The organism is Streptomyces fumanus (genome assembly GCF_014655295.1).
GTDB classification, from domain to species: Bacteria; Actinomycetota; Actinomycetes; order Streptomycetales; family Streptomycetaceae; genus Streptomyces; species Streptomyces fumanus.
Genome location: NZ_BNBI01000011.1, coordinates 168,334 through 187,365, shown reverse-complemented (window position 1 = coordinate 187,365; position 19,032 = coordinate 168,334). Strand labels below are relative to the sequence as shown.

The 19,032-nt window shown below is 68.4% G+C and carries 17 protein-coding genes; 7 read left to right on the top strand and 10 right to left on the bottom strand.

The features are described 5' to 3' along the window. Window positions 1-55: 55 nt before the first annotated feature. The 4 genes from IE316_RS24850 to IE316_RS24835 form a co-directional block, all read right to left on the bottom strand. Window positions 56-619, bottom strand: a complete 564-nt coding sequence (locus tag IE316_RS24850) for a Clp protease N-terminal domain-containing protein (protein ID WP_190206683.1) — start codon at window positions 617-619, stop codon at window positions 56-58. Then, window positions 619-828: an RNA polymerase sigma factor sigma-70 region 4 domain-containing protein gene (locus tag IE316_RS24845; protein WP_190206682.1), complete on the bottom strand. Its 210-nt coding sequence runs from the start codon at window positions 826-828 to the stop codon at window positions 619-621. Before IE316_RS24845 ends, IE316_RS24850 begins: the two co-directional genes overlap by 1 nt. Before the next feature lie 152 nt (window positions 829-980). Beyond that, window positions 981-1,946: a zinc-binding dehydrogenase gene (locus IE316_RS24840; protein WP_190206681.1), complete on the bottom strand. Its 966-nt coding sequence runs from the start codon at window positions 1,944-1,946 to the stop codon at window positions 981-983. 162 nt (window positions 1,947-2,108) lie between these two features. Continuing rightward, the gene (locus IE316_RS24835) at window positions 2,109-3,332 is read right to left on the bottom strand and encodes an NAD(P)-dependent malic enzyme (RefSeq protein ID WP_190206680.1); all 1,224 of its coding nucleotides are present in this window, start codon (window positions 3,330-3,332) and stop codon (window positions 2,109-2,111) included. A 602-nt stretch (window positions 3,333-3,934) separates the two neighbouring features. On the opposite strand from IE316_RS24835, the gene IE316_RS24830 reads away from it, so the two are divergent. The 3 genes from IE316_RS24830 to IE316_RS24820 are packed head-to-tail and all read left to right on the top strand — an operon-like array spanning window position 3,935 to window position 6,645. Beyond that, the gene (locus IE316_RS24830) at window positions 3,935-4,903 is read left to right on the top strand and encodes an ABC transporter substrate-binding protein (protein WP_190206679.1); all 969 of its coding nucleotides are present in this window, start codon (window positions 3,935-3,937) and stop codon (window positions 4,901-4,903) included. Between the two features lie 42 nt (window positions 4,904-4,945). After that, window positions 4,946-5,884, top strand: coding sequence for an amino acid ABC transporter permease (locus IE316_RS24825; RefSeq protein ID WP_190206678.1), 939 nt, complete (start codon window positions 4,946-4,948; stop codon window positions 5,882-5,884). Window positions 5,885-5,892: 8 nt separating this feature from the next. Then, window positions 5,893-6,645: an amino acid ABC transporter ATP-binding protein gene (locus tag IE316_RS24820; RefSeq protein WP_190206828.1), complete on the top strand. Its 753-nt coding sequence runs from the start codon at window positions 5,893-5,895 to the stop codon at window positions 6,643-6,645. A 58-nt stretch (window positions 6,646-6,703) separates the two neighbouring features. Here IE316_RS24820 and IE316_RS24815 read toward each other — a convergent pair whose 3' ends face one another. Continuing rightward, on the bottom strand, window positions 6,704-7,474 hold the full coding sequence (locus IE316_RS24815; RefSeq protein ID WP_190206677.1) for a class I SAM-dependent methyltransferase: 771 nt from the start codon (window positions 7,472-7,474) through the stop codon (window positions 6,704-6,706). Window positions 7,475-7,573: 99 nt separating this feature from the next. Here IE316_RS24815 and IE316_RS24810 point away from each other — a divergent pair, with 99 nt between their 5' ends. Continuing rightward, window positions 7,574-8,224, top strand: a complete 651-nt coding sequence (locus IE316_RS24810; RefSeq protein ID WP_190206676.1) for a CGNR zinc finger domain-containing protein — start codon at window positions 7,574-7,576, stop codon at window positions 8,222-8,224. Here IE316_RS24810 and sodX read toward each other — a convergent pair. Beyond that, window positions 8,107-8,541: a nickel-type superoxide dismutase maturation protease gene (gene sodX / locus IE316_RS24805; RefSeq protein WP_190206675.1), complete on the bottom strand. Its 435-nt coding sequence runs from the start codon at window positions 8,539-8,541 to the stop codon at window positions 8,107-8,109. The two genes, IE316_RS24810 and sodX, sit on opposite strands and share 118 nt — an antisense overlap. Before the next feature lie 145 nt (window positions 8,542-8,686). On the opposite strand from sodX, the gene sodN reads away from it, so the two are divergent. Beyond that, the gene (gene sodN / locus IE316_RS24800) at window positions 8,687-9,082 is read left to right on the top strand and encodes a superoxide dismutase, Ni (RefSeq protein WP_014674929.1); all 396 of its coding nucleotides are present in this window, start codon (window positions 8,687-8,689) and stop codon (window positions 9,080-9,082) included. A gap of 253 nt (window positions 9,083-9,335) precedes the next feature. Here the strand turns inward: sodN and IE316_RS24795 are convergent, their stop codons facing one another. Both IE316_RS24795 and IE316_RS24790 read right to left on the bottom strand, forming a co-directional pair. Beyond that, window positions 9,336-10,154: a class I SAM-dependent methyltransferase gene (locus tag IE316_RS24795; protein WP_190206674.1), complete on the bottom strand. Its 819-nt coding sequence runs from the start codon at window positions 10,152-10,154 to the stop codon at window positions 9,336-9,338. Beyond that, window positions 10,151-11,491 carry a helix-turn-helix domain-containing protein gene (locus tag IE316_RS24790; protein ID WP_190206827.1) on the bottom strand — a complete coding sequence of 447 codons (1,341 nt, stop codon included), beginning with the start codon at window positions 11,489-11,491 and terminating at the stop codon, window positions 10,151-10,153. The genes IE316_RS24795 and IE316_RS24790 overlap by 4 nt, the downstream gene beginning before the upstream one ends. Window positions 11,492-11,595: 104 nt before the next feature. On the opposite strand from IE316_RS24790, the gene IE316_RS24785 reads away from it, so the two are divergent. Further along, window positions 11,596-12,183 (top strand): ATP-binding protein, encoded by a 588-nt coding sequence (locus IE316_RS24785; protein ID WP_229910545.1) that lies wholly within the window; start codon window positions 11,596-11,598, stop codon window positions 12,181-12,183. 33 nt (window positions 12,184-12,216) lie between these two features. Continuing rightward, window positions 12,217-12,714, top strand: a complete 498-nt coding sequence (locus IE316_RS24780; protein ID WP_190206673.1) for an NUDIX domain-containing protein — start codon at window positions 12,217-12,219, stop codon at window positions 12,712-12,714. Between the two features lie 235 nt (window positions 12,715-12,949). Here the strand turns inward: IE316_RS24780 and IE316_RS24775 are convergent, their stop codons facing one another. Together IE316_RS24775 and IE316_RS24770 are read right to left on the bottom strand one after the other, a co-directional pair. Further along, window positions 12,950-17,770: an ATP-binding protein gene (locus tag IE316_RS24775; RefSeq protein WP_229910544.1), complete on the bottom strand. Its 4,821-nt coding sequence runs from the start codon at window positions 17,768-17,770 to the stop codon at window positions 12,950-12,952. A gap of 627 nt (window positions 17,771-18,397) precedes the next feature. Next, window positions 18,398-19,006, bottom strand: coding sequence for a GNAT family N-acetyltransferase (locus IE316_RS24770; protein WP_190206672.1), 609 nt, complete (start codon window positions 19,004-19,006; stop codon window positions 18,398-18,400). Window positions 19,007-19,032: the final 26 nt, after the last annotated feature.

Sequence of the window (19,032 nt, the reverse complement as noted above, 5' to 3'; positions counted from 1 at the left end):
CGGAGGGACGCGGGTCACCGCACCAGGAGGGCGTCCGGAAGGGAAGAAGCACCGCTCACCCCGCCCGAGCCTCCCCCTCCCCGCCCAGCACCCGGCTCAGGGACTCATGGGTCACGCCGTGGTCGGCGAGGACCTCGGCCGGGACGCCGGGGCGGGTGGTCAGGGCGAGGAGGAGGTGCTCGTCGCCGATGTGCCGGTCGCGGCGCGCGAGGGCCGCCCGGAGGGACCCGGTGAGGACCTCCTTGGCGTCCCGCCCGAAGCCGACCCGGCGCGAGCGCCGGGCCCCGCCCTCCGGATCGCCGGTCATCGCCCCGGCGCCGTGCGCCTCCTCCACCCGGGACACGATCTCCGTCACATCGATCCCGAGCCCGGCCAGCGCGTCCGCCTCGGCCCGGGAGAGCCCGGCCCGCCGCCGGGCCTCGTCCAGCGCCCGCCGTACCGACTCCCCCTGACCGCCGGCCCCCAGCGCGGCCAGCGCGAACGAGGCACGGCTGCCCTCCCGGTCCAGCAGCGCCAGCAGCAGGTGCTCGGCGCCCACCGTCCGCGCCCCCGCCGCCTCCGCGTGACCGACCGCGTCCTGCACCACGGCCCGCGCGTCCTTCGTGAACCGCTCGAACATCAACGCCTCCCGTACTTCTTGTGCACGGCCTGCCTGCTCACCCCGAGTTCCGAGGCGATCTCCTGCCACGACCAGCCCTGCTCGCGCGCACTGCGCACCTGCACCGACTCCAACTGCTCCAGCAGCCTCCGCAGCGCGGCGACGGCCCGCAGCCCGACCCGTGGATCGCGATCCCCCGCCCGCGCGGCGAGATCCGTTGCTTCGCTCATACCGTCAACCTAAATTGACATCCATCGCTCGTCAACCCTAGTTGACACCCCGATCACCCCGATCGCGCCGATCGCGCCGATCGCCCTGGAAAACACGAACGGCGGGCCCGTTCCCGGACCCGCCGCCCACGACCGCGCCTGCCCGGCGACCGTCAGGCCGTGCTCAGTACGATCTTCCCGAACTGCTCCCCGGCCGCCATCCGTTCGAAGCCCTCCCGGGCCCGGTCCAGCGGCAGCACCTCGTCGACGACCGGACGCACCCCGGTCGCGGCGCAGAAGGACAGCAGGTCCTCCAGCTCGTCCTTGGTGCCCATCGTCGACCCGACCACCTTCAGCTCCAGGAAGAAGATCCGGGTCAGCTCCGCGTGCGAGGGCCGGTCACCGCTGGTCGCACCGGAGATGACGATCGTCCCGCCGGGCCGCAGCGACTTCACCGAGTGCGACCAGGTCGCCGCCCCCACCGTCTCGATCACCGCGTCGACCCGCTGGGGCAGCCTCGCCCCCGGCTCCACCGCCTCCACGGCCCCCAGCTCCACCGCCCGCTTCCGCTTCGCCTCGTCCCGGCTGGTGGCGAAGACCCGCAGCCCGGCCGCCTTGCCCAGCACGATCGCGGCGGTGGCGACCCCGCCGCCGGCCCCCTGCACCAGCACCGAGTCCCCGGGCCGCACCCCGGCGTTGGTGAACAGCATCCGGTACGCCGTCAGCCAGGCCGTCGGCAGACAGGCGGCCTGTGCGAAGGAGAGTTCCTTCGGCTTGGGCAGGATGTTCCAGGTCGGCACGGCGACCCGCTCGGCGAACGTCCCCTGGTAGCGCTCGGTGAGGATGGACCGGGGCTCCCCCGGCCCGACCCCGTGCCCGGTCTGGCCGATGACCGAGTGCAGGACGACCTCGTTGCCGTCCTCGTCGATCCCGGCGGCATCGCACCCCAGGATCATCGGCAGCCGGTCCTCGGAGAGGCCGACGCCCCGCAGGGACCACAGGTCGTGATGGTTGAGGGAGGCGGCTCTGACCTCGACGACACTCCAGCCGGGGCGGGCCTCGGGAGCCGGGCGCTCTCCCGACTCCAGCCCGGTCAGCGGCTGGTCGCGGTCGATTCGGGCGGCGTAGACAGCGAACATGCCCCCGACGATAGGTTCCCCGCCCGCCGTCCGGAACCGTGCGCCCCTGTGACACACACCCTCTTGCGCAACACGCGGAACGGCCCCGCCCCCGAGCCGGGAGCGGGACCGTTCACACCACGGACGCCGCGGACGCCATAGACGCCACGTGCGTCAGCGACGTCACCGCCGCGCGACCCCCTCCGCCCGCGCCGCGGCCGCCACCGCCGCGGTGACCGCCGGCGCGACCCGCTCGTCGAACGGCGACGGGATGACGTAGTCGGCCGCGAGGTCGTCGCCGACGACGGAGGCCAGCGCCTCGGCCGCCGCCAGCTTCATGCCCTCGGTGATCCGGGAGGCCCGCACCTGCAGCGCCCCGGCGAAGATCCCGGGGAACGCCAGCACGTTGTTGATCTGGTTGGGGAAGTCCGACCGCCCGGTGGCGACGACGGCCGCGTACTTGTGGGCGACCTCCGGGTGGACCTCGGGGTTCGGGTTGGCCATGGCGAACACGAACGCGCCCGGCGCCATCGACGCCACCGCCGCCTCCGGCACCGTACCGCCGGAGACCCCGATGAAGACGTCGGCGCCTTCCAGCGCCGCCTCCAGCGACCCGGACCGCCCCGCCTTGTTGGTGAACTCGGCCAGTTCCCGCTTCACCGACGTCAGGTCGTCCCGGTCCGCCGACACCACGCCCTTGCGGTCGGCGACCGCCACGTCCCCGATCCCGGCCTCGACGAGCATCCTGGCGATGGCGACGCCCGCCGCGCCCGCGCCCGAGATCACGGCGCGCAGCTCGCCCAGCGACCGCCCGCTCAGCCGCGCCGCGTTCCGCAGCGCCGCCAGCGTCACGACCGCCGTACCGTGCTGGTCGTCGTGGAAGACCGGGATGTCCAGCCGTTCCTGGAGCCGGCGCTCGATCTCGAAGCACCGCGGCGCCGAGATGTCCTCCAGGTTGACCCCGCCGAACGAGGGCGCGAGCCGCACCACCGTCTCGACGATCTCGTCGACGTCCGTGCAGGCGAGCGCGATCGGCACCGCGTCCACCCCGCCGAACTGCTTGAAGAGGATGGCCTTGCCCTCCATCACCGGGAGGGAGGCTTCGGGCCCGATGTCACCGAGCCCCAGGACGGCCGTACCGTCCGTCACGACCGCGACGACCGACGACTTCCACGTGTAGTCGTGCACCAGGTCCGGCTGCTCGGCGATCGCGCTGCACACTTTCGCGACCCCGGGCGTGTACGCCAGGGACAGGTCGTCCTTGTCACGGACGGGCACGGTGGCCCGCACGGCCATCTTGCCGCCGCGGTGCAGCGCGAACGCGGGGTCCAGCGAATCGAAGGAATCGCCGGCACGGTCGCTGTCGCTGTCACTGTCGCTGCGAGGATTGACGATCTCCGCTGCCACTTCCTATTACCCCTTAGCTCTGCATGGTTTGAGGGTTTGTCCACTCCTGGTGAGGAATGGGCGGGACCGCGCAAGGCCCACGGTGTGATGCGTACGGGCCAGTACGCGACGGACGCGCCGCACACGCGCCCTGAGCCCCGGATGAGGGGTGTAACGCTCCTTCTTACCGGACGGGCACCGCCCACGACGAGCCCCATAGGCGCAAGCTCACATCCCGGACGTCGGAAGCTGTCCGCAGTCATATGTCGGTGACATGACTCATAGTGCGAATTCCGGCCAAGCTCTCCGCGCCTCTTGACAAGAGAGGGAAGCAGTCCTTGGCGGACGGTCCGGCGCCCTGCCACCCGTCCGCATTCCGAGACCGACCGGAGATCTTCCGGCCGGACGCAGCGATTCCCGCAAAGGTTCGGTCGTGATGTACCGACCTGGTGCGGTTCGGGGGGTCACCCGTTATCCGATTTTGACATGGCGGCCTCCCTGAACAGCGCCGTCCGAATGGCAAGATGCCGTAATCACACGAGGTAGCGACACCCGAAGGTGTGTGCGCACGCCTGTGCACCCCGTCCCATCGGCTACTCCACCATCCGCCGGAGGAACCCACCATGACCGCAAGCTCCACCCGTCGCCCGACCGCCGCGACCTCCCGCACCGCAGCGGTCGGTGCGATCGCGGTCGCAGGCGCGCTGCTGCTCACCGGATGCGGCGACCAGACCAAGGACAAGGACAAGGGCTCCGGCGAGAGCCAGTCCGCGAGCAAGGCCCCGCTCGCCGACAAGCTGCCCCAGCAGATCCGCGACAAGGGCGTCATCAAGGTCGGCTCGGACATCGCGTACGCGCCGGTGGAGTTCAAGGACGACGCCGGCAAGACCGTCGGCATCGACCCGGACATCGCGGCGGCGCTGGGCAAGCAGCTCGGCGTGACGTTCGAGTTCCAGAACGGCACCTTCGACACGCTGATCGGCGGTCTCGCCGCCAAGCGGTACGACATCGCCATGTCGGCCATGACCGACACCAAGGACCGCCAGGAGGGCGTCGACGCCGACACCGGCAAGAAGGTCGGCGCGGGCGTCGACTTCGTCGACTACTTCACCGCGGGCGTCTCGCTCTACACCAACAAGGGCGACGACCAGGGCATCAAGACCTGGGACGACCTGTGCGGCAAGACCATGGCGGTGCAGCGCAACACCTTCTCCCACGACCTCGCCAAGGACCAGGCGGCGAAGTGCAAGAAGGACGGCAAGGGGACGCTGAAGATCGAGGACTTCGGCACCAACCCCGAGGCCGAGACCCGGATGCGCTCCAAGGGCGCCGACGTGGTCTCCGCCGACTTCCCGATCGCCGCGTACTCGGTGAAGAACGCGGGCGGCGGCAAGTACTTCGAGATCGTCGGCGACCAGGTCGAGGCGGGTCCGTACGGCATCGCCGTGGCCAAGGACAACACCCGGTTGCGCGACGCCCTCAAGGCGGCCGTGCAGGCGATCATCGACAACGGCGAGTACCAGAAGATCGTGGAGAAGTGGGGCGTCGCGGACGGCGCCGTCACCGAGGCCAAGATCAACGGCGGTTCCTGAACCGGCACGTCCGAACCGACTCGGTTCTGAAAGGCTCCACCCGTGACTGTTGACGTCAGCAAGACGGACGGTCCCGGCGCGACGCCCCCCGCCGGTCCGGAGGCCATCAAGGCCATCCCGGTCCGGCACCCCGGGCGGTACGTGTCCGCGATCATCGCGCTCGGCCTGCTGGGCGCGGTCGTCTACGCCTTCGCGCAAGGAAACATCAACTGGGGCGCGGTCCCCGACTACTTCTTCGACGACCGGATCCTGCACGGTGTCGGGAACACCCTGCTGCTCACCGTGCTCTCCATGCTGATCGGCATCGTCGGCGGCATCGTGCTCGCGGTGATGCGGCTGTCGAAGAACCCGGTGACCTCGTCGATCGCGTGGTTCTACATCTGGTTCTTCCGCGGCACCCCGGTCCTGGTCCAGCTCTTCGTCTGGTTCAACCTCGGCCTGGTCTTCGAGTACATCAACCTGGGCCCGATCTACAAGGACTACTGGTCGTCCTTCATGACGCCGCTGCTGACGGCGCTGCTCGGCCTGGGCCTGAACGAGGCCGCGTACATGGCGGAGATCTGCCGGGCCGGCCTGCTCTCGGTCGACGAGGGCCAGACCGAGGCCGCGCACGCGCTGGGCATGAGCCACACCAAGACCCTGGGCCGGATCGTCATCCCCCAGGCGATGCGGGTGATCGTGCCGCCCACCGGCAACGAGGTCATCAACATGCTGAAGACGACCTCGCTCGTCTCGGCGGTGCAGTTCTACGACCTCTTCAAGGAGGCCCAGGACATCGGCCAGAACGCGGGCTCCACGGTGGAGATGTACTTCCTCGCCGCCGCCTGGTACCTGATCATGACCTCGATCCTCAGTGTCGGCCAGTACTACGTCGAGCGGTACTACGCCCGCGGCTCCACCCGCTCGCTGCCGCCGACCCCGCTCCAGCGCTTCAGGGCCGCGGTCCTGCCCGCCCGCCGCCCGAAGGGAGTCACGGCATGACGCATCCCATGGTCAGGGCCGAGGGCGTGCACAAGTCCTTCGGCACGGTCGAGGTCCTCAAGGGCATCGACCTCCAGGTGAACTCCGGCGAGGTCTTCTGCCTCATCGGCCCCTCCGGCTCCGGCAAGTCCACCTTCCTCAGGTGTATCAACCACCTCGAAAAGATCAACGCCGGGCGTCTGTACGTCGACGGGGAGCTGGTCGGCTACCGGCAGAAGGGCGACAAGCTCTACGAGCTGAAGGACAGCGAGGTCGCCCTCAAGCGCCGGGACATCGGCATGGTCTTCCAGCGCTTCAACCTGTTCCCGCACATGACGGCCATCGAGAACGTCATGGAGGCGCCGGTCCAGGTCAAGGGCGCGAGCAAGGCCGAGGCCCGGGAGCGCGCGACCCGGCTGCTGGACCGGGTCGGCCTGGCCGACAAGGCCGGCAACTACCCCGCGCAGCTCTCCGGCGGCCAGCAGCAGCGGGTCGCCATCGCCCGGGCGCTGGCGATGGACCCCAAGCTGATGCTGTTCGACGAGCCGACCTCGGCCCTCGACCCGGAGCTGGTCGGCGACGTCCTGGACGTCATGCGCGACCTCGCCGAGTCCGGTATGACCATGGTCGTCGTCACCCACGAGATGGGCTTCGCCCGCGAGGTCGGCGACAGCCTGGTCTTCATGGACGGCGGCGTGGTGGTCGAGTCCGGCAACCCGCGCGAGGTGCTGACCGACCCGCAGCACGAGCGGACGAAGGCGTTCCTGTCCAAGGTGCTCTGAACGACCGGAAGGGGGCGGTACGGTTCCGCCGTACCGCCCCCTTCCTCCGCTCCGGCGGCTACTTCAGCGCGAGCAGCAGCGTGTCCGACGGCGAGCACCACACGGGCCGCACCTCGCCGAAGCCCTTCTCGCGCAGCACGCGCGCGTGCCAGGCCACCGGCGGGGTGTCGCCCTCGGCGTGCTCGCCGTAGAGCGCGAAGCGCCGGGCCGTCGGCTCGGCGAGGACCGGGTCCGCGGCGGCGAGCCGCCACCACTCGGCCCAGTCCAGGGCGCCCTCGCGCCGGGCCTCCTCCATGCGCGCGTGCCGCTGCGCCCGCTCGGCCTCGTTGATCCGGGGCGTCGTGTCGTCGATCATGTGGTCCGCGTTCAGGAACACACCGCCGTCGCGGACGAGTTCCGCGATCTGGCCGTAGAGGGCCGCGAGGGGTTCGGCGTGCAGCCAGTGCAGGGCCGTGGCGGTCAGCACCGCGTCGTAGGAGTCGTACGGCAGCCCGGCCGTCCAGCCGGGGTCCTTGAGGTCGGCCGTGACCAGGGTGACCCGGTCGTCGCCGCCGAAGGTGCCCTCGGCGATGGCCAGCAGCGCCGGGTCGAGGTCGACACCGGTGCTGGTGGCCCCGGGGAAGCGGGCGAGCAGCCGGGCCGTGATGCTGCCGGTGCCGCAGGCGAGGTCCAGGACGCGCGGCGTCCGGCCGACCAGGGCCTCCACCATGTCGAGCATGATGCGGAAGCGTTCCTCGCGGTCGGGCATGTACCACTCCTGCTGCCGGTCCCAGCTCTTCTGCCAGGCCCCCCAGTCGGCACCGGTCGTGGTGGTGTCCGCGTCCGTCATCGAGCCCCTCCTCGGATCCGTCACGTAATACCCTGGAAGCACGATCGCTCATTACCCGACCGCAGGCACGACCATAGAGCCCCTTCGTAAGGACTACAAGTGGAACTGGCCTATTACTCGGATTACGCCGTACGCCTCGTCAACACCGAGGAGCCGGTCCGGGGCAAGGACTCGCTGACGTCCGTGGAGGCCGTCCGCGACCTGTTCGGCGACAACCAGTCGGCGGCCCGGCGGGCCACCGAGGCGGACGTGACCCGGTTCCGCGGGGTCCGGGCCCGGCTGCGCGCGGTCTTCGACGCGGCCGACGGCGGCGACGAGACCCTGGCGGTGGACCTGCTGAACTCCCTGCTCCTGGAGTTCCCGGTCAGCCCCCAGATCTCCGGCCACGACTTCCGGGACGACGACGGCCGCCCGCTGTGGCACATGCACCTGGCCGACCACCCGTCGAACGCGACCGCCGGGTACGCCGCGATCGCCGCGATGGGCCTGGCCTTCCACCTCACCGAGTACGGCGTGGACCGCCTGGGCGTGTGCGAGGCGACCCCGTGCCGCAACGCCTACCTGGACACCTCCACCAACCGCTCCCGCCGCTACTGCTCCGACCGCTGCGCCACCCGCGCCAACGTGGCCGCCTACCGGGCCCGCAAGCGCCTGGCGGCCGACCGGTCGGACAGCACCGGCCTGACCGCCGACAGCGCCCAGCGGACCAGCGCGAACGGCGACCGCCGGCCCGGCCCGAGCGGCCGGTAGCGCAGCCGTACCGTGCCCAGGACCAGGTCCTCGGGCACCACCCCGTAGTCCGTGCTGTCGCCCCCGGCGTACGCGTTGTCCCCGAGCACCCACCAGCCGCCCTCGCGCCGCTGCGCGGCCCGCTTGACGACGAGCAGGTCCTGCTGGAACGGGTGCCGCAGCACCACCACGTCACCGGGCCGCACCCGGGCTCCCCAGTGCACCAGCAGCAGGTCCCCGTGGTACAGCGTCGGCACCATCGACGGTCCGGTCACCTCGGCCGGCCCGAAGGGCAGCGGCCCTCTCGCACGGCCGGTCTCCTGCGACAGCTCCGGCATCACCCGGCACCTCCCCGGTCATTCCTCCACCAGTCCCAGTGTCACCCCGGACTTTTGTCCTAAGCCCACGGGGGCACTCGCGAAAACGGGCCTCCAGGGGAGTAATGTCCCCCCTGAGAAGACGATCACGAGGAAGGAATGCTTCATGCTTTCCCGCCTGTTTGCCCCCAAGGTCAAGGTCAGCGCCCACTGCGACCTTCCCTGCGGCGTGTACGACCCTGCCCAGGCCCGCATCGAGGCGGAGTCGGTCAAGGCCGTCCAGGAGAAGATGGCCGGCAACGACGACCCGCACTTCCAGGCCCGCGCCACCGTCATCAAGGAGCAGCGCGCGGAGCTGGCCAAGCACCACGTGTCGGTCCTGTGGAGCGACTACTTCAAGGCCCCGCACTTCGAGAAGTACCCGGAGCTGCACCAGTTGGTCAACGACACCCTGAAGGCCCTCTCGGCCGCCAAGGCGTCCACCGACCCGGCCACCGGCCAGAAGGCGCTGGACTACATCGCCCAGATCGACAAGATCTTCTGGGAGACCAAGAAGGCGTGATCTTCGATCATGCCGTTTGACCTGCGGTTTCCTTGTTCGCATGGTCTTCCGGTCCGCACCCGGTCCGCAGTCCGCCGAGCACGGCGTCCATGACGGACCGGGTGCGGTCCTGTCTGCGCGGCCACAGGTACGCGTCGATCCACGGCATGGTGAGGGCGGACGCGCGCCCGCTCGGGGGCCTCGTTCCCGGCCGCCTGGAGCGCCTTGCGGGCGACGTTCCACCGGGTCTGGCAGCGCCACTGGTTGAGGGATCTCAGGGGCGGCAGACGAGGATGCCGCCGAGGCAGGTGATCCGGTACGTGCCGTCGCGGGCGATGTGATCGGCGACGAGCGTGCGGGCCCGGTCGATCGTCGCGTCGAAGGGCACCTCGTGCTGGTCCGCCCAGGCGCGGTACGAAGCCATGTGGGCGATGACGGGCCCGGGCTCGTGGACCGTGATGGTTCCCGGCAGTTCGATGACCTCCACGCGGCGGAATCGTTCGCCGAGGAGAGCCGGTGCCTTCTCGAGGGAGAAACGGGCGCTGAGCGAGATGCGAGCCGGACCCCGGCCGGTACCGAGGACGTCACCGGCGGCCCGCTGCCAGAGGTCGTCGAGTTCGGCCTTGTCACGGTCGCTGTTGGTGGAGGCGATCACCACCCCGCCGCGGGTGATGACACGGGCCAGTTCCTCGACCGCCTGGGGAATGTCGGACACGTGGTAGAGCATGTGGAGCGCCAGAGCGGCGTCCATGCTCCGCGTCGCCAGCGGAAGCCTCGTCGCGTCCGCCACGGCAACCGGACCGGGGACACCGGCAATGATTCCGGGGGCGATGTCGAGTCCGAGCAGGGACAGGTCGGGGCGGTCCTGGCGGAGCCGTTGGATGAACTTGCCGTTGCCACAGCCGATGTCGACGACGCTCCCGCGTACGTCGCCGAGTCGCTCGGCGACCAGGCCGGGCAGGTCGTACCGGGGCGTCTGCCACCGGTAGAGCGACTGCCGGGCGGCCAGGTCCCGGTCTCCGTTGTAGGCGCTGCCCACCAGGCGGGTCCGGTCGGTGACAGCGGCATCGTGGGCGGCGGACGGATCGGTCACGTCGGCGACTCCGGAGGGCGGGCGGCTGGCGAGGAAGCACGGACGGCGATGTGCTGAAGTCGTTCGCGCAGGTGCACCGCCTGCGTGGCTCCACCGTACTGCGGCCCCGCCAACTCCCGCCCGAGAGCGGTCAGGCGGCGCACGATGCTGGCCGACATGCGCTCCGGTGAGGACCGGAGCACGAAACCGAGCGTCTCCTCGGTCCCGTCCAGGTCGCCCAGGAGCAGGTGCCCGCGGGCGAGATCGAGATGCGCGGCGAACAAGTCCCCGACCGACTGGTCGTCACCGTCCGCGCTGCGATAGAGGCGGATCGCCGTCCTCGCGCTGCCGATGGCCCGCTGGACGTGCTGCCGTCCTCCCACGGCCAGGAGGGTGGTGCCGGCGTACGCGAACTGCTTGGCGGCCGGGAAGTCGAAGATCCCCGGTTCCTCGCCCCGACCGGACATCGCCTCACGGGCATGCTCGGCGTCCGACAGAGCGGTGAGCGCACCCACCGAGTCGCCCACCATGGCCAAGGCCCGTGCCTCCAGGCTCGCCAGACGCGCGCGGATACTGCCACTCGCCCGGTGCCGCCGGCCTTCATGGGCCAGCCGTGCCGCCTGCTCGTACTGCCCGGTCCAGTACGCGATCAGAGACTCCACGGCCCGTACCCAGGCAAGCATCCCCTCGTGTCCGGCCGCCGCGGCACTGGCACGTGCGGTGCGGGCATGGGTGGCGGCGGAGCCGTAGTCGCCGAGGTCGAGGCAGACATGCGCGAACAAGCCGCAGAGGCGCGAGGCGGAGAGACAGAGGTCGGTGGTCTGCCGGGGATGCTGACGCCCCCGCAACAGCTCGAACACGCCGTCCCGCAAGCGTTTGATCTCGACGTACTGCTCCATCAAGGGGTGACTGACGTACGTACGGGCAAGACGACCGACATCCGCGTCCACCTGCTCGACGACCACCTCGTCGGCGTTGCGTCGCGCGATGAACCGGGCGAACTCGGCCGATCGCGCAGCGTCCTCGGACAACGTCTTGCCACGAATGCCGGACGATGGGAACGATCGGGCGAGCGGCTCGTTCTCGCCCTTCACGGGACCCGCTTCGCTGCCCCGTCGCCCTTTGCTGACGGCGGCGGCCCGGTCGAGCAGAGCGACCTCGACACCGAAGACCTGAGCCAGGTACCTGCGGGCGTACGGAACGGGAATCCGTGCCTCACGCTCGTAGCGCCCGATCTCCTTGCCGGTCTTCGCGTGGCGTCCTTCCAGGACGTTGTACTCGTCGGCGACCCTCTGCTGGCTCCAGCCGCGTGCGGTGCGCAGATGGACGAGCAACGAGCCGATCCCGGTGCCGTTCAAGCTGTCCCCCAGGAACACGTGGACTCCGGCCCCCATAGTGGCTCCCGCTTTGGCCCCCGCGGCGGCTCCCGACCCGAACGAGTTAAGCCGCTTTGCTGTCGGCCATGACGATCGGACCCACCGACGAGGCGCCCGACGCCGCACCGAACCACCTGCCGGGCACGGGCCGGCACCGCGCCATGCTCCTCCCCCGCAGCCGGACCACACCACGTGCCGCTCGCGACTTCGTCGTCGCCGCACTGACCGAATGGGGCGAGACCAGCCGCCTCGACGACATCCGGGTGTGCACCTCCGAACTCGTCACCAACGCCTTGCTCCACGGGACACCCGCCGGCCGCATGATCCTCGTAAGCGTCGAGGTTCTCGACGAGCAGGTGCGGATCGAGGTCCACGACGCCCGTGAGGAGGCTCCAGTCCAACGTGCTCCAGCGGATTCCGCCGTCGACGGCCGCGGCCTGCTGATCGTCTCGACGACCGCCGACAGTTGGGGTACGACTGAGCGGGTAGGCCCCGGGAAGTGTGTCTGGGCCACATTCCAACGCGCCACAGGCGGAGCCGCGCCGCTGTCGGCCCACACCACCGGTCAGTGGGCCTCAACCTCGCCGCCCAGGCCCATGCCGCCGAAGCGGTCTCTCCGACCGGACGCGGAAGGCAATCACCTCACGCCGCACCCCGGGGGAGTCCGCCCCTGACATGCTCAGGAACCGACCGCCGAAGGGAAAACCGTGGCCCCGCAGACCGACGACCAACCGAAGGCCCTCAAGTCAGCGCGCGAATCCATGACGCTGCTGGTCGCCGCGGTCATCGTCCACGACAAGGTCACCAACCGCGTCGTCCTGCTCCAACGCAGCGAGACCGCAAAATTCGCCCAGGGCATGTGGGACCTCCCCGTCGGCAAGAGCGAACCGGGCGAGCCCATCACGGAGACCGCGGTCCGCGAACTCTACGAGGAGACGGGCCTCATCGTGAAGCCCGAGTCCCTCAAGGTCGCCCACATCATCCACGGCGCCTGGGGCGTCGAGGCCCCAAACGGCTTCCTCACGGTCGTCTTCGCCGCTGAGGAATGGACCGGCGAACCCGAGAACCGCGAACCTCGCAAGCACGCCCAGGTCCGCTGGGTCGCCGCTGACGCCATCCCTGAAAACTTCGTGGACACCACGTCAAGCGCCCTCCACCATTACCTAGGGGGAGGATCAGCGGTCTCCCTTGACGGCTGGCAATAGCAGCCGGACTATTTCAAGGGCATCCGTGCGCAATAGGCGTACGTCAGCCAAGGTCGTTCGCGCGTGATTCAAGACACCAAGGCCGTTTCCTCCTTGCTCAATGCCATCGCGCGTTCCAGTCGCCGAATGCAAACCCTCGCGACCTTGCTGCCCCTTGCCGACGCGACGTACCCGCATGATCGACCATATCTCGCAGCCCGGAAGTCTCGCGAGAGATCGGGCAGGCCCTGAGCCATCACCTGCTATATGGCGCCAGTCCTTCATTTCCGGCGACGACCAAGGAATCGACGAGCACTTGCCACTTGTCCAATTCACCGATTTCTTCGGCCGTCCTACGAATTTCCTTAAGCCAGTTGTTCGAGAGCCACGACCGCTTGACCGTGACACGTCCATCTTGAATGCAGAGGTCAGAAACCCAATACACGCCACGGGTAGCCTGCACTTCCTCCGGGAGCTTCCGCAGGATGCCGATGAGCGCGTCGACGGACTGGGCCTCCCCGCGAGCAGTCGGCAGCCAATCGTCGATCGATTCGACTAGGTCCTCAGCGCGGACCCAGTCGACGGGTTCGCCGACGACCTCGTTGTACAGGCCCTGCGTCCACGGAAGAGGGTCCGGCAGCAGGGCAGCGGCAGCCCAGTCGCCCCAATGATGGTCACGGTAGGGGCTCGAGTCATCATTTAGGTAGCCAATGGCATGGCGCAGCAACGACGGCCAGACACCTCGCGCAGCTTCAGCCAAGCGTTCGTTCTCTGCACCTGCCGCGGCAAGACCGTGGAGAAAATTCGACATTAGCCCTGCGTCTGCGCGAAGGACGTCGAGGTGTTCGAGCACCGGCCCGGCGTCACCGTCCCTCGCGAAGCATTCGAGCAGGGCCCGTGCGGCGACAAGGGTGTGCGTCCCGCGGTCGTCCGCGGTCCAGCCCTCCTTCTCGTACACAACCATGGCACGTCGCTCAACGTCGAGAAACGCGGCGAGGAGCGTAGCTGCGTCGTCGGTGCAACAGTGGTCCGCCGACGCAGCTGCCCCGAGCCCGCGAATGGCCGCGTCCAGAACCGCGATATCAACGCAGTCACCCGTTAGTTCCTGGAGCCGTTCGGCAACGTCGCCAGCAATCCGGACATTCGGCCGTCGCTGACCGTTCTGGTCCCACAGACCGATTTCTGCGCCACGGGCGGTCTCAAGAAGCCAGTTCAACGCGGTCCGGTGGATGCAAGAGTCGTAGTGGCATGGGGACCTCCAGACGACATCGCATCCGCGCGCCAGGTACAGCCGAGTCTCCAAGGACGCCTTGCCTGCCATCACATGGCCGGCCTCGGCAACATCTTCGATCGAGCCGCTGGCTGCTTCCAGCGGCCCTGCCAGTGCGGGTGTGAGAAACGCCGGCAAGGCTTGAGCCACGGCTCGGTCGGCACCAAGATCGAAGAACTGGTCTTCGTGACGTTGATCCTCGGCCTCCCGGAACAACAATACGATTCCGATGACGAACTCAGTTACGAACTGCTCTTCGTTGCCCAGCGCCTCCATATCACCAGCGGCGGCTCGTTCGACCGCAGCTCGAACGACATGGGCAACGGCGTCCACAGGCCGACTCGGCATCAGGTCTTCATCGGCTTCGACCAAAGCACGTCCTGCCGCCAGGTCCGCAGCGATCTCCTCCGACGAGGGCGGCACGTACTCGGCGTCGTGCTTGGTCGAGCCCCAGTACCGATTCTGCAGGCGCAGACTGGTCCGCACGACCTCCTGGTGAGCCGCGTGCGCCTCTTGCGCTGCTTGCAGCTCAAGCGGTGGTTCGACCTCGATGTAGACCTGATCACCATGCTGCTTAACCCGATATTGCTCCGGGTCCAGGCTAGCGGCCCAATTCTTCGTACACTCCTGGCTAATGCTCAGCCGGTCGCCGTTCTCGACAAGCTTGTCGGCGACCTTCTTCAAAGCCTGGGCACGCTCCTTCCCGCCGTGCACCATCAGCCACATGGCTACCTCACGCGGTGTCCACTGGCGACGTTCAAGGTTTGCGAGTCCTTCAGTTGCTGCACGCAGCCCTACGTACTCACTCGTCCTGCGGCCAAACTCCAGCTCCCATACCACAGGTTCGGCGAGGAAAAGGTCGAGCTCGGTGCCGACTTTCTCAATGTGGCGCACTAGCAGACCGAATAGCATCCCCGGAATCGCCAGGTTTTCGCAGCCGTTCAAGAGGGTCTCGACAATCACCCTCGGTGATGCCCCCTGACTCAACCATGTGTCAGCAAGACGTTCCATCGCCTGGAGCGCGCTCATAGCCGAGTATGGGCCAACTGACGTGCCCCGGTACCAGCTCCACACGTGGCTGTCGCCGACGTACAGGCGGGCGGTGCCGTCAAGGTTCAGAACCGCACCGAGGTCTTCACCCTCTGCGCTATCTGTTTCGCCATCGGCGCTTTCGTCCCGGGCCCGGACAGGCTCAGCAAACGCGTCAGGTGACCTAAGCCGCGACAGCGTCGTTACGCGCGCCCGAGCACCGCTGTTCAGGACGTCGTTCAACACCCGCACCGATGTCGGCAAGGGCGCTGTCTGGAACAGCTGCCAGAACCCACCGAAGTAGTACTGGAAGAAGGGTGCTCCGAAACCGGTCCATCGGCCCTGATGCCCTCGGACACCCTCGTCTCGGTGCCAGCTGGGCTGATCGTCGATGTAGTAGGCCGCCATCAACGTCGCCAATAGTTCGGGGTCTTTCTGGGCCAAGGCTCGGGCGCTCAACGGCGAGTCCACAGCCGGAGCCAGGAACGCTGGCGCATCGTCCGCGATGGCCCGAAGGCATGCTTCGGCGGCATCATCGATGTCCGGGCCGAGCAGGGCCAACGTTTCGACGAACTCTTCCTTCGTCAGGTGGTGATTCAGCTCGCGTCGGCGTCGCCGACGCTGCGACATCCACCCAGACGGTATGTCCCCGCTGTTTTTGCGTAGAGGGAAGGAGTTCCAGTAGGCAACGAGACGGTCCCGAAGCCGGACTCGTAGTTCGTTGCCAGCCGTAACGTCCGCTAGGGACAGGGCTTGCAGCCAGTCCGCGAGCAGTTCGAACGACTCCTTCGACACGTCCCACGGCTTTTCGTCATCGAGGAGAAGTTGCACAACCGGGTTCGTGACCAGACGGTCGACCAGCCCGTTCGCCTTATGCCGCTGCTGAACAACTCGAACCACGTCGCCGAGCACCAGGCCGACCGCCTGATCCGTGCACGCTGACTTCAGGCATTCGTACGCGTATGGAGTCGCCAGAACCGCCTCAACCGGAACATCACTCCACCGGGGTCCGCGTGCTGCCGCGAACACCTCAAACTGCGAGCGCAGTTCGATGAACTTCCGGACGGGCCGAGCGTCTGGTGCTTTCAGTAGTCCCTCGCACGCAAGAGTGGTGGCCGACAGCGCCCACCGGGGCGCTCCCGCTGCCTGCAGCAACTCGGCGGGGCTCTGATCACGGACGAGAAGGATGGCGGTCGCGTACCGTCGGACTTCGTCATGTGCAAAGTCCGGCTGGTTCCGATACCGGCTCGGTGGCGCAAGCAGATGATCCCGACGCAGCATGTCGACCGCTGCGGCATCGACGCCTGCGTCAGGTCGACGGTCCTGGGGCAGCTTCATGGTCTCTGCGGCTACCGCGAGCAGTGTCTGTTCGCGTGCCTCCGCCGAGCCGACACCGGGCCGCCCATCGCCCCGCACAATCCTGCTCCACACCAGATCAAGGCATTCCCACTCACCCAGTGAGCTATCTGGCTCCGCCCCGGTTCGAGCCAGAAGATCCAGTACGACGGGCCTTCTCAGCAGCGAGTTCACGGGCAGGTCTCGCAGGACCGTACGCAAAAGCGGAAAGTGGTCTGAGACGACGGATATGTCCTCATCGCCCAACGGCCGCATCTCAAAAGACGAAATGGACTTCGGGAACCCCAGCTCCACCTGCTCCCGCACGAAACCCAGTGCCACGTCAGATGTCACCGCAACGAGCCCAACACCCGCCGCAGCCGCGGCCAGCACCAGGTCACTCAACAGGCCAGCAGACCGCTCCAGAGCAGCATCAGCAGCGTCGATGACCAGTACTCGAGAAGGTGCCGATATCTCCGCGAGCACGTCCTCCAGCGAAACCCCGAGCGCAGCTCGCAGCTCCAAACTCGACTGCGGCATGCCACGGAAGTTCACCACCGCCCCCCGGAACCCGGCGGGGTCTGCGGCTTCCAACTCTGCAACGGCCGACAGAGTCAGCGCACTCTTACCGATGCCCGACTCGCCAGATACCAACAAAGCCGAAGCACGGGTACCGGCCTCGCGCAGGGCATGAGCGAGTCGTTCGCGGCGGTCGGCGAACGAGATCTCGACCGGCCCTCCGGACGACTCATCACCGATAGTGGCCCGCACACCGGCAACGGCCAACTTGCGTTGCTCAGCAAGCACCGACCAGGCGTGCCGACTTCGAGTCGTAGCCGAGTCCAAGACCACGTGAATGTCACGGCGGAGCACCTTGAGGTCCACCACAGCGCCAGTCGCGTCGTAGCGGGTTGCCTCGACCTCGAGACGGTCCCGGACCACCACCCCGTCGGCGGCAGCCGAGGCCACGCTGTCCAGCGACGTCGCGACCGCTGTGCGGTCGCCTTCGTCCGGGCTCTGAACCGCAAAACCGAGGATGTGCAGCCGGCCAAGCAGCCGCCACTCCAGCCGCAGGATCTCTTCCTGCGTTGTGTCGTCTTCGACGACCTTCTCGACCATCTCCAGAAAATGCTCATGCCGCTTACGCACCGGCTTGGACCAGCGGCGTTCGACGTCCATGGACGCTTGGAACGACTCCGGGTCGGCATGAGCACGCGCGATGCCGCAGAGCGTTGCGAGCTGGTCCCACTGATCGGACCGACCGGCGGTCGCTACGGCGACCTGGTGAGTGTCGGCGTCGAACCTCTCGACCTCGGCGAGCATGGACCCGACGAGCTTCACCGTGTCGCCGTGGCTCTGGACGAAGTTCGGCGTTGCTCGACATGCCACGGCAAGGATGACCTCGGCTGCCGCATCGCCGCATTCGATCAGAAGATCGTCCACCGGGTGCGCCGGACCGGTTTGGAACGACACCCTCCGGACCGGCAGCTCAGATACCTCCGTCCGTCGTGCGCCAGTCAACATGCCAGCGAGATAGACAGCCGCGACGCGGTGCGCGAACGAAACACCACCACCGCCGGTCGCATAGGTGCTCGATCCTCGCTCAGTTTCACCGGCTGCAGCGATGTCGCCTCCGGCCGTCGCATCTTCGGGAGCAGCAGCGGGTCCAGATGCCGTTTCACCCCCGGGCCGAGCAGCATCCGGTGCAACAGACTCGTCCATATGTTCCTCGGTGGCATCGTGCTATCAGCGGCCGTACGGCTCACCGTAGCGGAGCGTTCAGAACCGTGCAGTGATATCGCATCAGTCCCGGCCCAGTCCGCACACAGTCCGCAGAACACCCGATCAGGACCGTCGCACCCCATCACCACCAATCACCAAACGGCCAGGTCAGCGACCCGCAGGAGACATCCTCGCAGGTCACCGACCCGGCCCATTACTAGGAGACCAAGAAGGCGTGACCCTGGTCGGCCGGCGATCGGTGCACCATCGCGGGCCTTTGGGCATCCTGCAGGGGCCCGGCCGTACCGGCCGGGCCCTCAGCGCTGTCCGGGACGCCTCGCGGCGGGGCTACCCGGCCACCGCCCCCGGCTCGCGCCACATCGGCCACATCCGGGGGCCGTCGTACGGGAGTTCCAGGGGGCGGCCGGTGAGGGTGAATCCCAGGCGCTGGTACAGGCCGGAGCTGCGGGCGCTGCTGGCCTCCAGGTAGGCGGGTGTGCCGGCGCGGTCGCAGCGGTCGAGGACCGAGCCGATGAGCGCGGTGCCCAAGCCCTCGCCCTGCCGCTCGGGGGTGACGCCGATCATCCACAGGTACTCGTGGGCCCGGCCCGTGGGATGCACATCGGCGGTGAGCCGGGCGATCAGCTCCACGCGCTCGTTGTCCGGGTCGACGGCCTCGCGGATCCGCGCCGGTTCGTCGTCACCGTCGTCGTCGGGTGCGTCGGCGGGTATCGGCAGCCAGAGCGCGCAGGCCGAGCCGTCCTCGGTGAGGTCGACGCGACCCTCGGCGAGGACGATGTCGGTGAAGGCGGCCATCAGCCGGTGGTGCGTCCGGCGGCGGTACTCCGCGCCGGGGAAGACCCAGGTGCTGACCGGGTCGTCCTGGAAGGCCGCGTCCAGCAGTCGCACGACCGTGTCCCGGTCGTCCTCCCCCGCCGTCCGGATCGCCACGCCCATGCCCCACCCCTTCGTCTCAACGGCCA

Bases quoted from the DNA above. Each gene is read 5' to 3' on its own strand.
- IE316_RS24845 (WP_190206682.1), bottom strand. From the start codon at position 828: ATGAGCGAAGCAACGGATCTCGCCGCGCGGGCGGGGGATCGCGATCCA.
- IE316_RS24815 (WP_190206677.1), bottom strand. From the start codon at position 7,474: ATGACGGACGCGGACACCACCACGACCGGTGCCGACTGGGGGGCCTGG.
- IE316_RS24840 (WP_190206681.1), bottom strand. From the start codon at position 1,946: ATGTTCGCTGTCTACGCCGCCCGAATCGACCGCGACCAGCCGCTGACC.
- IE316_RS24820 (WP_190206828.1), top strand. From the start codon at position 5,893: ATGGTCAGGGCCGAGGGCGTGCACAAGTCCTTCGGCACGGTCGAGGTC.
- IE316_RS24830 (WP_190206679.1), top strand. From the start codon at position 3,935: ATGACCGCAAGCTCCACCCGTCGCCCGACCGCCGCGACCTCCCGCACC.
- IE316_RS24770 (WP_190206672.1), bottom strand. From the start codon at position 19,006: ATGGGCGTGGCGATCCGGACGGCGGGGGAGGACGACCGGGACACGGTC.
- sodX (WP_190206675.1), bottom strand. From the start codon at position 8,541: ATGCCGGAGCTGTCGCAGGAGACCGGCCGTGCGAGAGGGCCGCTGCCC.
- IE316_RS24850 (WP_190206683.1), bottom strand. From the start codon at position 619: ATGTTCGAGCGGTTCACGAAGGACGCGCGGGCCGTGGTGCAGGACGCG.
- sodN (WP_014674929.1), top strand. From the start codon at position 8,687: ATGCTTTCCCGCCTGTTTGCCCCCAAGGTCAAGGTCAGCGCCCACTGC.
- IE316_RS24785 (WP_229910545.1), top strand. From the start codon at position 11,596: ATGACGATCGGACCCACCGACGAGGCGCCCGACGCCGCACCGAACCAC.